At 60.3% G+C, this 13121-nt stretch carries 10 protein-coding genes and 1 pseudogene; 8 read left to right on the top strand and 3 right to left on the bottom strand.

What is annotated here, in order from left to right; translation table 11 throughout:
* Window positions 1–103: 103 nt before the first annotated feature.
* The 3 genes from EH199_RS23040 to EH199_RS23030 form a co-directional block, all read right to left on the bottom strand.
* Entirely contained in the window at window positions 104–1204 is a 1101-nt protein-coding gene (locus EH199_RS23040; RefSeq protein ID WP_124811394.1) for a hypothetical protein, read from the bottom strand.
* The gene (locus tag EH199_RS23035; protein WP_124811393.1) at window positions 1201–2190 is read right to left on the bottom strand and encodes a hypothetical protein; all 990 of its coding nucleotides are present in this window, start codon (window positions 2188–2190) and stop codon (window positions 1201–1203) included. The genes EH199_RS23040 and EH199_RS23035 overlap by 4 nt, the downstream gene beginning before the upstream one ends.
* Before the next feature lie 190 nt (window positions 2191–2380).
* Window positions 2381–3175, bottom strand: a complete 795-nt coding sequence (locus EH199_RS23030; RefSeq protein ID WP_124811392.1) for a trypsin-like serine protease — start codon at window positions 3173–3175, stop codon at window positions 2381–2383.
* Window positions 3176–3650: 475 nt separating this feature from the next.
* Here EH199_RS23030 and EH199_RS23025 point away from each other — a divergent pair, with 475 nt between their 5' ends.
* The 8 genes and pseudogenes from EH199_RS23025 (at window position 3651) to EH199_RS22990 (ending at window position 13035) form a co-directional block, all read left to right on the top strand.
* Window positions 3651–4769, top strand: a complete 1119-nt coding sequence (locus EH199_RS23025) for an ROK family transcriptional regulator (RefSeq protein ID WP_161600402.1) — start codon at window positions 3651–3653, stop codon at window positions 4767–4769.
* A 151-nt stretch (window positions 4770–4920) separates the two neighbouring features.
* Window positions 4921–7668, top strand: a complete 2748-nt coding sequence (locus EH199_RS23020) for a TonB-dependent receptor (protein ID WP_124811391.1) — start codon at window positions 4921–4923, stop codon at window positions 7666–7668.
* Window positions 7669–7682: 14 nt separating this feature from the next.
* Entirely contained in the window at window positions 7683–8543 is an 861-nt protein-coding gene (locus EH199_RS23015) for a glycerophosphodiester phosphodiesterase family protein (RefSeq protein ID WP_073977048.1), read from the top strand.
* A 1-nt stretch (window position 8544) separates the two neighbouring features.
* Window positions 8545–9504 (top strand): glycerophosphodiester phosphodiesterase family protein, encoded by a 960-nt coding sequence (locus EH199_RS23010; RefSeq protein WP_081096414.1) that lies wholly within the window; start codon window positions 8545–8547, stop codon window positions 9502–9504.
* Window positions 9505–9541: 37 nt separating this feature from the next.
* On the top strand, window positions 9542–10828 hold the full coding sequence (locus tag EH199_RS23005) for an MFS transporter (RefSeq protein ID WP_170271973.1): 1287 nt from the start codon (window positions 9542–9544) through the stop codon (window positions 10826–10828).
* Window positions 10829–10881: 53 nt separating this feature from the next.
* A pseudogene (locus EH199_RS25135) lies at window positions 10882–11064 on the top strand (formaldehyde dehydrogenase, glutathione-independent); the annotation flags it as partial.
* A gap of 511 nt (window positions 11065–11575) precedes the next feature.
* Window positions 11576–11980, top strand: coding sequence for a single-stranded DNA-binding protein (locus tag EH199_RS22995; protein ID WP_124811390.1), 405 nt, complete (start codon window positions 11576–11578; stop codon window positions 11978–11980).
* A gap of 305 nt (window positions 11981–12285) precedes the next feature.
* Window positions 12286–13035, top strand: a complete 750-nt coding sequence (locus EH199_RS22990; RefSeq protein WP_124811389.1) for an ArdC family protein — start codon at window positions 12286–12288, stop codon at window positions 13033–13035.
* Window positions 13036–13121 lie beyond the last annotated feature (86 nt).

Raw genomic sequence — 13121 nt, 5'->3', positions numbered from 1 at the left:
TCAATAACGCCATGTCGATCACTCCTGGATCCCCCGACAAATCAGCCAGGGGAACGATCAAAACATGGGTCAATTCTCAGTGGAAATTTATGCCCCTCCCGGGTCAACTCTCAGCGGAAATCAACAGACGGGACGCCAGCTCTCGAACATGGTCGGTCGCTGCTTCGATATCTGAGAAAACGCGGCAGCCGTTGATCGCTTCCAAATCTACCTGTGGTCGCGTCACCAGGTCGTGAAGCGGGCCTTCCGTAAGAAAGGCGTCGCAATAGCCCAGTGCTGCGGTGACGTGCTCGAAATCGTAATAGTCATTCGGCTTGAACTTTCGATCTTTGTCCCAGCGCATGGCGGCGTGGATGGACGCGCCGATATGAATGGAGCGCAAGGCGTCCTTCGTCTCTGACTTTTTGAACGCGTGATAGAGCAAGTTCCGGCACATATTGATGGAGCTCGCACGTTCTTCCGGTGTCGGCGATAACTCGACACCGGCTTCTTTCTCGGCGAGCCGATGGACGACATCAGCGGCGATGTCCCCAGCCACCTCGATAGCTCCTCTCAGCTCGATGTCGTAGGTCTGAGTGAAGCTACGGAGCTCGTCTTTGAAATGGGCGTTCTTCTCATTGGTCTCCCGGCTCAATTCGGCGAAACGGTCTGGCGTTGGAGCTTTGTCGCCCATCGTTTCCACCATGGTGCTCAATGAGCAATCCCAGAGATGGTCAAAAAGATCCTTCTGAATTGCGAGTTCCTCTGCCGGAGAAAGCTGCGCGAGCGAAGGATAGGTATCACCCAGCACGTAAGCGACTTTAGTCCATATCAGTTCCTGTATCGGATAGAGGTCAATGTCTCCGTTGGCCTTCAGCAGGAATGAATGGATTTCGGTTCCCATGACAATCCGGGACGGGATCATACTGACGCCAAGACTCAGCTCGTCAATGAGTTCGGCCGTGCCGATCCGGCGACCGGGACTATAGGCTTGTTTCATTAGCTCGAGGAACATGCTCGCGCTGACGGGGCAGACAAGGCGTCCAGCGGCGACACCACGGCGCAAATGGTGGAGAAGTTTTCGTGCCACAGTATCGGTGCGGACACCCAAGGCGACATCCCGTGCGATGATCCAAAAGCGGGCATCGAGATAGATCTTGCGGCGGGATGCGATGGACTGACCAAGCTCGATCTGACGCGCCCGGCTATGTCGTTCAATGCTCATTCGGACTCGAACATCCAGGAGAACGGAAACGGCTGAACGCGGCGGCACGCGGCGCAGAGAAAGGACTGGGTCAACACCAAGCGGCCTGCATTATGTGGGGTAATCTTCAACGCCGTATTGCAGTCCGGGCATAGCACGACCTCAGCCAGACCAGCCAAACGCTCCACTGCATGCGCTTCATTTTCGTCGCCCTCTACCAAATAGAGCCCGAGGATCGATCGAACTTGGAAAGCCCGCTTTCCGGCCGCTTCAGGCGGCGCAATCTGCTCGAAAAGGCCGACAATGACATGCGAAACATAGAGCAGCGCGTGCGGTAGCGCGTAGTAGACTAGCTCGTAGAGATCGTCGTCGGTGTAGTTTTTGAAGATAAAATTGAAATTTTCCGGGGTGGTCTGAAGCTCCACACGCTGGACAGTGACAAGATGCACCGCATGCTGGAACAGCTTCTGGAAGCCCGACGGGTTCGCTTGATCGAAGAGTGTCTTATCGATAAATTCGGCGGTGAGAACGTCGGCCGCTTCGGTCTTTGCAAGGGCCTTGCCGAGGATCTCGCCCCGTTTGCCCTTCAGGATGCTCGACGTGATGCCGCGCGGGCTGTTGGTGGTAAAGGCGTGGTAGAATTCATCCTCGTCGCCCAGCATCCATGATAGGTAAAGAAGGCTGTCGGTTAGTGGTTTGCGCAGCAGATTGAGCGCTACGACCACCTTGCGCTTTTCGAGGCAGCGAAGCGCTTCGTAGATATGGTGCATGCAGTCCGACACCATCGCCATGGTGATCTTGTTCAGGATGACGCGACGAGCTTCAGCTTCGTAACCGCCTGCTCGCATCGCGGTGATGGCGTCTTCTTTAGCGGCGTGTTCGTTGAATTTCTTGGCTTCGGCCTTGTTGCGGAATTTGAATTTTACAACGTGAGCTTCCGCGCGTTCATACTCCACCAAGATGCGGGCGCTCTCGTCATGGAGAAAGAAGCAATATTCGTGCGCCAAACGAAGATGCTTCGGTATCCAACCGAGGCGATTGCGGGGAATGAGATGGACGCTTCCGGGCATCAGAAAAGACTATCAGCCCGTGAGATGGTTTCCACCTAATCATTGAGATGCTGGGCTGCTGCCGGTTTGGTGCACACCGAGATAAGCTCATTCAGGCTACCCCAGCTTCTTGGGCACTAGCCGTGGATTAGCGTTCGATCCGCCCATCAGGCCGGATAAAGTGCGAGCGGCTGGCGACGACATATTCCAGTTCGGCGCTCGCTTCCTTTATCACACCAGCCAGACTGAAATAGCTGAGATAGGTCGTTGGTCGTTCGAACCACGCGATCAGCGGGCCACCGCTTATGCCGCCGAGGTTCTTGTTTCTGGGAAGCTGCGGAATGCCCGGCACGGGCATGTCATTGTCGTGATCGGGTATCCAGGTAATCTGGTCTTCGGACACGCGGCGGGCGATGCCGATTACCCCTAGCATGCCCCAATCGACATTCTGGTTGGGGCGCTGGTGACGGTCCTCTCCGGGATAGCCGCACATCATGATACCGCGTCCTTCCTGCGGGATATCGTTCGGTCGACTCAGAGAAACCGGCATGATTTGCTTACCGACCGACGCAAGCGTGGCCGCGTTCAATCTGAGCGTGGCTATGTCCAACCCTTCGTCCATGTCGATAATGTCTGCTGAAAGGGCGGTATTTCCGAGCTGCAGAACACAACCGGGTTCCTTTTCGACCTTCAGATAATCGGTGATGACGTGGGCGGCGGTGACGCCGAAAACCTGTCCGTCCGCCTGGATATAGCTAAGCGTGCCGTTGGCCCTGATCGGGCGCGCTCCCTTGTCGTCGGGGACGTGCCAGTAGAGCGGTGAGCACACACGGGCCAATATGTCGAAGTGAACTCGGCCGAGATCGCCCTGCATCAATTCCTTGGCGCGCTCGACGGAGACCGGATGCCCCTCCGGCAATGACCATTCTTCGCTGAAGCTCATCCACCCTCCGGCTTCAGCTTACCATCGGCGATGGCGGCGTGTCGTGCATTGCGTCGCGGATATGACATTTACTGCCTCCACAACTTCCTGAATCGATGTCCGCCTCGCCGCTCAATGCGCTCGAAACGTGTCAGTCCGCAAGCGCGGCCGCTAGTGTGATCGAATAGGCCACGTCCGCTGATTCAGCCGGATGTCCAAAAGCTGCCAGTCCGCTGCGGCCCAATTGCAGCCGCTGAGCGAGGCTTATTGAACGGAGTTCGAGCTTCTGGTGTCGACCAACTCTTGCCGTTCGGATGCCGATGCAGGAAGGTCAGCTTACGCCGGAACAGGTCATTCCAGTTGGCCCCGACCAGCAGCTCTGGCAATTAGCTCTTCTGAATGATGGTGTTGGTACGAGGGCCGGACGATCGGCCTTTGCAGCGTCCGACAATCATTTGGCATCGATTAACGTAATATGCAAAGGGCACGGGACGGAATGCGGGACGAAACCGGAGATATGATGCAGGGTCTGGAAACATCCGGTGACCGATTGGTAATGAGCCTCATTCAACGTCATATAGGTGCAACACGCGCTGAATTGACGAAAGCATCATCCTTCACGCAACAATCAGTGTCGCGTATCATCGACCGCCTTGCAAAACGCGACCTCATCAGGATCGGCGAGATTGTCCGCAACGGTCGGGGCCAGCCCAGCCCGATCATCAACCTCAATCCGGATGCCGCATTCTCGCTTGGCTTGTCGATCATGGCGGATGGTGTGAAGCTGGTCGCCATAAACCTGTGCGGTGAGGTGATCTGCGAGAGCGCGATCGGCGTTGAGTCTCCAAGTCCTTGCGATGTGCTGGAAATGGCCAGCAGCTTCATTGCCAGTTTGGCTGAACAAGGGCATGCGCTGACTGCGCTGGCCGGGTTGGGAATCGGGATTACGGGCTATTTCGTCGTTGACGGCAGTCAGGTCAATCCGCCCGCCCTGGATGATTGGGCATTCGTCGAAATAGGCCGCGTGTTCAAGGATGCGCTCGGTATCCCTGTGTGGGTGGAAAATGATGGTACGGCCGCCGCAGTGGGAGAATCCTTGCTCGGCTATGGTCGTGAAGTCGATGACTTTGCCTATTTGCACTTTGCTGCCGGCTTCGGCGGAGGTCTGATCCGCAATGGGGGAGCGGTTCGCGGCGTCAGCGGCAACGCCGGTGAATTCGGTGGCATGCTGCCGCCCGATTATGTCTCCCCATCGCTGGGCAAATTGATGCAGATCGTCAAGGCCGAGGCGGGAATATCCTATCCGACCTTGCAGGCGTTTCTGGACGCTTTCGATCCATCATGGGCTGGGGTCTCGACCTGGCTCCAGGAAGCGGAACGCTCGCTCACCCTGATCGTCAACGGCATCGGGTCTGCGGTGGACCCGGGCATGATTATCCTTGGCGGACGACTACCAGAAGTGTTGGCCAGCGCGTTGATCGAGCGGTTGCACTTCTATCCCGCAGAACGGCGAGGCTTTCGCCGTCCATCTCCACCGCTTCGGTTCGCCGCATCCCCGTGCGATCCAGTCGCTGTCGGGGCAGCGATGCTCCCGTTCCAAGCTGTATTTTTTTGACATCACTGCTTCAATACTGCGGCTTGATTCGGCTCGCAATGCTAAGGAGCGCCCGCGCCAAACAATGGTAGGCCTTCATCTCTATATAAAATATTGTTTGATTTCATTATATTAAAATAGAGTTTTTCTTTATCACACCAAATGTGTGGAAATGTCATATATTCTACACTTTGGGTGTGGATATGCCGCTGCCAACAGGACAAAGATGCAGGGGCTTCTCCAGATGAAACAGGGATCAAACAGGCGAAACTATTGGGCTGCGGGCCTGGTCGCCATCGCTACGGCTTCGGCTGCACAGGCTCAGGTCACACCTCAGCCGGGTGAGACCGGATTGCCGGATAATGTGGAGGCGAAGGGGAATGACGGCGATATCGTCGTCACGGGCGAACGCTATGTGAATCGTGCCGCCATTCAGGCCAAACGCGCCAATCCGCGGATCGCGGACGTCGTGTCCGCGTCCGAGGTCGGCTCGCTGCCCGATTTCGGTTTCGGCGAAGCCATGCGGCGCATCCCCGGCATCTCTCTGGTTCAGAACAATCAGCGGGGCGAAGATCAGTTCGTCGGCATTCGAGGGCTTAACTCGGCCTATACGCTCGTCGTCCGTGATGGTATTGCCCTGCCTTCGACCGAGGTGGGACGCCGCAGCGTGTCGCTTGACGTGCTGCCCTCCACCATTGCCAGCCAGATCACGGTTACCAAATCGTTGACACCCGACATGGACGGCAATGCCATCGGTGGCCAGATCAACTATCGCACGCCCAGCGCCTTCGATCATGATCGCCTGTTCGGTTCGATCCGGGTGGATTATGGCGATTATCAAAATGGTCGCCGTTACAGCAACCGCACGCCGTCCGGCAAAATCGATGCATTGCTAACCACCCGCTTCGGCAATGAAGACCAGTTCGGCCTGGTCGTCGGGGGCAGTTATTTCCGCCGAGACTCTTCGTCGACGGATCCGACCGCTGCCTCCTACGGCTATTATGATGCCGCTGGCGCGCGCCTCGCGCTCAATTCGCCCAGCATCGCCAGCGCCAATGCCGGACCGTTGCGGCGCGACTATTATGTCTACGACAATCTGCGCGACCGCCTCGGCTTGTTCGGGAAGCTGGAATTCAACAACCACAACGGCATTGCCGCCACCATCTCGGCAGCTCAGTTCACGCACAAGAATGACGAGGACCGCAACGACAATGTCCTGGCGGCATCGGGCAATCTTACGAATGTGACAGCAACGAGCGGCACGGCCCAGTCCGGCACCGGCACGGTGCAATATGACAGATATTTCCAGCGACGCCAGATCCGCTATGTCACCGGCACGCTCGATCTCCAGCCGACCGAGCGCGACGAGATCAATTTTCGCGCCAGTTATGGCGTGGGAAGGTTCAGCAGCGCCAATGTGGAAAGCATCTACACAGGCGGCAGCGCCTCGAGCCTGTTCGGCTATGACTATAGCTACAACCAATCGGATTTTCCGATATTGGCGCCGCGCAATGCTGCCGCGACCGACCCGTCCCGCTATCGGCAGACGCTTTACGGCTATGGCCTGAATCGCAACATTGAAAAGGCGACGACCGTGGGCCTGGACTACGGACATAATATGTCCGCGCAGGACCAGGGGCTGGGCTTCAAGGCGGGCACCCAATTCCGGCTGCTTGACCGGAATTACGATCACACCGAAAGCTATTATCAGCCGGTCTCCACGGCGCTTGCGCCGCTATTGAGCACGCAGATCCGCGGCAACAGCTTCTCGCCCTTTATCGATCCGGCCTATACGATGATGCTGGTCGATCAGAACGCTGCGGAAGCCTATTTTCAGGCCAACAAGGGGAATTACGCCCTGCTCGCTGCCACGGCGGACAACAATATCAGCGGTAATTACGGCGTGAAGGAGAACGTCTATTCCGGTTATTTCATGACGACATGGCGGGGCGACCGGCTGCGCATGACCGCCGGCTTGCGCTATGAACTGACCGATTTCAAAAGTTCATCCTATACGCGATCGGCTTACACCACACCCGCGCAATATGCTCTGGCCCAGCGCAGCAGCAGCTATGGCAATCTGCTGCCGTCGTTCAACGCCAGCTATGACGTTACCGGCAATGTGAAGCTCAGGGCGGCCTATGCACGCGCCATCGGGCGTCCCAATTATGATGACCTCGCTACGCCCGCTACGATCACCCGCACGCCGATGGGCTTGTCGGTCGCCAGGGGCAATGCCGATCTCAAGGCCCGTCTGGCCGACAATTATGATCTTTCGTTCGAATGGTATTTCGCCAGCGACAGCATCTTCTCGGCCGCGCTGTTTCGAAAGGATATCGCCAATGAAATCTTCCGGTCTGTGTCGGAAGATACGCTCGACATCGGCGGCGTTCCCACCCTTGTTACCGTGAGCCAGGCGCGTAACCTCGACAAGGCGCGTGTGGAAGGACTGGAACTGGGCCTCGTGGTGTCGAGCCTCGGCTCGCTGTCTTCGCCGCTCAGGGGGCTGGGTTTCTCGACCAACGTCACGCTGCTCAAGACCAATCCCACCAGCATTCTCATGAACAACGGCACCTATCGCCAGCTTAATTCCCTGCTGGAGCAGGCCGATACCGTGTTCAACGCCAGCCTGTTCTACAGCATTGGCCGGTTCAGCGCGAAGGCGGCCTATAACTACACCGGCCGTCAGCTTGCGGTGGTCGGCACGGACTTTGCCGCCAACGACCGTTATCTAGGCGCTGCGAACATCGTGGACCTCCAGGCTTCCTATCGCGTGAGGAAGAATCTCACATTCATGGTCACCGCGAAGAATGTCGGAAACGATCGTCCCACACGCTATTTCGGCCCCGGCGGTGCCGTGACCCGCGATGTGATCGACAATGGCCGGTCATTCTTCGCCGGCGCATCCTACAAATTCTGACGAAAGCACAAGATATGCGCAAATCCCTTTTCGCGGTATCCGTCATTGCCGCCGCCCTGTCGATCGGCCAGCCCGCGCTGGCCCATCGCTCGGATGACATCTGGACAGCACTGATGGCTCCGCCCGGCGCCCGATCCTTCGTTGTCGCGCACCGCGGCGCCCATGTAGAGGTGCCGGAAAACTCGGCCGCCGCCATTCGCCGCGCGATTGAACTTGGCGTCGACATTGTCGAGATTGATGTCCGCTTTACCCGGGACAATGTCGCCATTCTGATGCATGATCCGAAGATTGACCGGACGACGAACGGCCACGGCGAAGTGGAAAGCATGACGTTCGCGGAAATCGAACGGTTGCGCCTGCTCGGTCCCGATGGCAAGCCGACGGCCTATCGGGTGCCGACGCTGAAATCCGTGCTGCGGATCGCGCGGGACAAGATCGTGGTCGATCTTCACCTCAAGGTCGATCGCGCTCCTGAGGTGGCGGCGATTCTGCGGCAGGCGGGCATCCGCCATGCCCTTTTCTATGCCGACGATGCGCCGTGGCTTGATAATATGCAGGCGCAATGGCGTGGCGGCGAAACAGTGCGGCTGGCCCAGTCTCGCGAAGAACTGGATTATTATCTGAAGCAGGCCAGCCCGCATTTCGTTCACCTGACACCGGCCTATCTTTCGCGCGAGTTGATTGAAGGGCTGGATCGGCGTGGGGTGAGAGGCATGGTCAACGTCATTGGCGGTCCCGATCGCGCGGCGGCGGCGGATCGCGGTGCAAGCTATGATGCTTTCATCAACAGCGGAGTCAGCATCATCCAGACCGACCGGCCAAAAGACCTTATCGAGCGCATGACCGAACTTGGCCGTCACAGGATGATCCGTTAATATGACTGGACCGATCGCCACCACTTCCCGCCGGCTATGGGCCATTGCCCTTGTCACATCGCTCTGCATCGGGACGGGCGCGGCAGACCGCGCGCTTGCGCAAAGTCCCCGGCAACGGCTGGCGAACGCTGAAAGCGGCGCCATGGTAGTTGCCCATCGCGGCTGCCATCGCTCAGGCGTGAAGCATGGATTGCCGGGCGCGCCGGAAAATTCTCTGCTTGCGCTCGACCATTGCATCGCCATGGGAATCGACGTCATGGAAACCGATGTCCGTCGCACCCGCGACGGCTATCTCGTCATCATGCACGATGCGACGGTCGACCGGACCACGGACGGCACCGGCAAGGTCGCTGACATGACGCTTGCCGAGATCAGGCGATTGCACCTGCGCGACGGCATGGGCGGCGCGGCTGCGGCGGTGACCGCCCAGCAGGTGCCGACCCTTGCCGACATGTTGTCCCATGGACAGGGCCGCATCCTGTTCAACCTGGATATACAGGAAGCGATCTATGGCGAAGCGATCGACGAAGCTTTGCGCCTGGGCGCGGCGAACGATGCCATCCTGAAAACGAGGGCCGGGTCAGGCTCCCCGCCGCTGGCGGCCATCTCCCCTTATGATCGCGTGCCGTTCATGCCCATATTGTCGAAAGTCAGCGGAACTCCGTCCGAGATGGTGGCGCTCGCCCGGCAACAGCTTGCGGGCGGCCGCCGTCCCGTTGCCTTCGGCACGCCCCGGCTCGACGGCGTTTCCCTTGCGGCGCTGCGAAACGAGGCACGCAAGGCGGGCGTAAGGCTCTGGACGAACACGTTGGGCGATGGCGATGCCCAAGCCATGAGCGATCCGGACCGCATCTGGGGCCGCCTGCTCAGCGATGGTTTCTCGATGATCCAGACCGACGCACCGGAAATGCTCAAGGAATTTATCGCGCGCCAGCATTCAGGCGAGGCGTCACATCGCTGACGCATATCGGCGCTAGCGAGCCCGCGTGCGCCGGAATTTGAAAGTTTTGCATCGGGAAGCGCTTACCGAAAGCCAGGCGGCGCTGTGGCCCTATGGCGTGGCGCATTTCGGAAAGAGCCTTTTCTGGTATTCAAGCGAGCTGGTCTTCGCCTTCTTCCTGACCGAGCGCGCAGGGCTGCCCGCCGCATGGATGGGGGGCCTGCTGGCCGGTGGACTGGTGCTGAGCGCGCTGATCGACCTCGCCATCGGCTGGAAATTGCGCGGCGCCTCGTTCACACTTGCCCGCGCCTGCCGGTTGCAGTTCATCGGGGCTTGCGCGAGCGCGGCGGTGATAACGCCTCTCTTCGCCGCGGATCTGCTGCCCGAGGCATGGCGGCTGATCTGGGCGGTGCTGCTCGCGACCCTCTTTCGTATTGCCTATGCGCTCTATGACATTCCACAGAACGCCACGCTGGGTCTCGCCACGCGCAATGCCAGGGAGCGCGCGCGGCTGGCTGCATTGCGGCTGTCCTGTAGTGGTATGGCCTCCATCGCGGTCGCCACCGCGCTCGCCTGGCTGGTCAGCGGCGGGAGTCAGAACGGAAGCGGCCGTTTTGCGCTAGTGACGCTGGGGATGTCCGTGGTCGCCATCGGCTCGGCCTGGTATCTGACGCGACTGCGGCCACGTCCTGGCGCCGACTGCGCGGTTCCCGCCGCATCGTCCGCTTCGGGCACCGGCATCGGCCTGATCCCGCTGCTCCTGCTGATGTTTCTGGTATCGATAGCGACATCGGTGTTCGGCAAGCTCGAACCCTATTATGTCGCCTATCGCTGGCAGGGCCAGGGAGGGACGATCATCATCGCCGTCTCAGTCGGCCTTACCGTGGCGCAGCCATTCTGGCTGATCGCATTGCGTCGGATGGGCCACCTCCGTACGCTCTGCGTGGCGTTCGTCCTTCTGGGCGCCGGGGCGATCGCCTTCACGCTTGCCGAGACCGCCGGCTATTATGCGCAGGCGGCCTTCGCATTCCTGTTCGGCGCGGCCAATGGAGGCATTGCCACGCTTTTGTGGGCGAGCTTCGCGGATCGGGTTTCCGCCGAGCGTCCGACCGCGCCCGCCTCCGCATTTGCGCTGTTGACGGCGATTTCGAAATTCGGGCTGGCGGTCGCCAGCTTGACGGTCGCGGCGTGGCTTTTTCTGGTGGACTATCGCGTTGACGGCACGGGGCTTGTCCTCGCCATGGCGGGCATTCCAGCGGCCGCCGTGGCAATGTGCCTGGCCGTCATGGTCCTGTCGACCCCGATCCGAAGCGGCGGACGGCTCGGCATTATGCCGCGGATCTGATCGGTGACAACGTTCAATGTCTCCGGCCAAACAGGATTGCACCAAGAGGATGCAATCCGTCGCGAGCCGGCGGCGCCTATGGCCATGTCGACACGGGCGGCTCGATCGGTGGCCAAGCCAAATATTGCCTAGTGCCCCATACCGACTTCAATCTGCTCGAATTCCCCGATCGCGACCGCGCCATGGAGCGTATCCGTGATCTTGCTATGTTGTCGGACATCCTTCCGACCGGCTTTCTTGCTTGGGGTATGGCAGCTTCCCAGAGTCGACTGCCGTCAAGCAGCCATTCTGGAATCGGCCAGCCTTGCTCGTTCCCTGCCCGATCTCCTACGGTTCGCGAACGGCCGGTTTATCCGAAACCTGACACCCACGGATGCGCGCTGAAACGGCGGTTTTGTCCCGACTCAGTCCTTCTAGTTCCCCGACTTGATCAGGAGACTGCAAACGAGCCTGGTCAACACTCCCGCTGAGCGTCTCCGTTCTCCACCTCTTCCCCCCAGCGTTCACCCGCGTCCAACAGCCATCCCTTTCCGAGACTGAAACACGCCCCTGTCCGAAGCCGGAGCGGACGCGCAACCCGCGCCGGTGCGGACCGTGTTGCCGTGCTGCGCACGGCTGCCCGCACCACTCCTGCCGGCGGGGTTTCCTCGCATGCGCTCGTGCGGTCCGCGCCGCCCCCGGACCTTGCGGGGCTCAGTCGAAGGGATGGTCCCTTGGACAGATGAGACAGCACGAAGGGAACTTGCCATGAAGAACACCGTCATCCTCGCAGGCTTTGTCGGAAGCACGCCGGAAGCCCGCTCGACCCAGAACGGGGCCTCGATCACCAGCCTGTCACTGGCCACCACCCGCAGCTTCCGGGACGGCGAGGGCAAGCGCCAGACCGAGACAGAATGGCACCGCGTCACCTGCTTCAACGGCGTGGGCAAGTCGGTCGCCGAGCACGTCAGCAAGGGCGCCCTCGTGATGGTCACCGGCCGCATCCACTACACCCGCTGGACCGATCAATCCGGCCAGACCCGCTACGGCTGCGAGATCATCGCAGAGCAGGTCGACTTCCTCACCAGGGGCAAGGCGTCCGCCGAACCTGAGGCTGAACCGAACGCCGAACAGGCACCGGCCAGCACCGGTAAACGTCGCCGGGCTGCATAGCCCGCGCAGGAGCCTCGCCTTCGGGCGAGGCTCCTCTTTGCACCGTCTGGAGATCAGTTGACGCGTCGGACAGGCGGCGAAGAACACTCCGGCCTCTGGTCAACCCCCCGTGCTGGCAGGCGGACGTCGCGGGTCCGTTAGCCCCGCCTCGGCAGGCCGCAACCCCGGCGCTGCCGGGGTCCTCCACGTTGGTTGCGGCCCTGCGGGTGCGGCCCGCCGGATGCCGGCGGGGCTGCTGGCCACGCTCCTGCCGCCCGCCCGCCATCCCGGCGGGGCGCGAGCGGTCAGAATGGAGCCTTGCCGCCATGTCCACGTCCGTTCGCCAGAGCCTTTACGGCGATGTCACCAACCGGATCATTGCCGAACTCGAAGCTGGGCGCCTCCCCTGGGTGCAGCCCTGGGACAAGGCAAAGTGTCCCTGCACGATGCCCGCCAATGCGATCAGCCAGCGGCCCTATTCCGGCATCAATGTCCTCATCCTCTGGTCGGCTGCCATCGAGCAGGGCTTTGCCTCACAGCGCTGGCTGACCTTCCGCCAGGCCATTGCAGCCGGTGGTCACGTGCGCCGCGGCGAGAAGGGCACGGTGGTCTGCTATGCCGACCGCTTCGTACCCCGCACCGAGCAGGACCGGGCCACAGAAGCAGGGAGCGATGCACGCACCATTGCCTTCCTCAAGCGCTTCACCGTCTTCAATCTCGACCAGTGTGAACGGCTGCCTGAGGAACTGATTGCAGCGTCAGTGGTTACATCCGATCCGGTCCTCTCGATCACCGAGGCGGACCAGCTCATTGCAGGCACCGGCGCTGGTGTCCGCATTGGCGGACCCGACGCGTACTACGTGCCCGCCCTCGACTATGTGCAGGTTCCGCCTCAGGCCGCGTACCACGATCCGATCGACTGGTACCGCACGGTGCTCCACGAACTCGGGCACTGGACCGGGCATGCGAGCCGTCTGAACCGCGACCAGCATGGCAAGTTCGGATCGGTCCCATACGGCCGCGAGGAACTCGTTGCCTTATCTGGACAGTCTGCACCGTGCCTGACGCTTCATTGAAGGGTATCGTCCAAGCGCGACGCAGGGGGTCATCAGGCCGGATGAAGCGCTCCCAATAAGCTGGCGTAGTCCGGCCTGATGACCAC

It is taken from the genome of Novosphingobium sp. LASN5T, from assembly GCF_003856955.1.
Taxonomy (GTDB): domain Bacteria; phylum Pseudomonadota; class Alphaproteobacteria; order Sphingomonadales; family Sphingomonadaceae; genus Novosphingobium.
Note: the sequence above shows the minus strand (reverse complement) of the source record. Positions and strands in the feature narration are given on the sequence as shown.

Coding starts and splice junctions, on each gene's coding strand:
- EH199_RS23020 (WP_124811391.1), top strand. CDS start 4,921: ATGTCATATATTCTACACTTTGGGTGTGGATATGCCGCTGCCAACAGG.
- EH199_RS23010 (WP_081096414.1), top strand. CDS start 8,545: ATGACTGGACCGATCGCCACCACTTCCCGCCGGCTATGGGCCATTGCC.
- EH199_RS22995 (WP_124811390.1), top strand. CDS start 11,576: ATGAAGAACACCGTCATCCTCGCAGGCTTTGTCGGAAGCACGCCGGAA.
- EH199_RS23030 (WP_124811392.1), bottom strand. CDS start 3,175: ATGAGCTTCAGCGAAGAATGGTCATTGCCGGAGGGGCATCCGGTCTCC.
- EH199_RS23015 (WP_073977048.1), top strand. CDS start 7,683: ATGCGCAAATCCCTTTTCGCGGTATCCGTCATTGCCGCCGCCCTGTCG.
- EH199_RS23025 (WP_161600402.1), top strand. CDS start 3,651: ATGCGGGACGAAACCGGAGATATGATGCAGGGTCTGGAAACATCCGGT.
- EH199_RS23040 (WP_124811394.1), bottom strand. CDS start 1,204: ATGAGCATTGAACGACATAGCCGGGCGCGTCAGATCGAGCTTGGTCAG.
- EH199_RS22990 (WP_124811389.1), top strand. CDS start 12,286: ATGTCCACGTCCGTTCGCCAGAGCCTTTACGGCGATGTCACCAACCGG.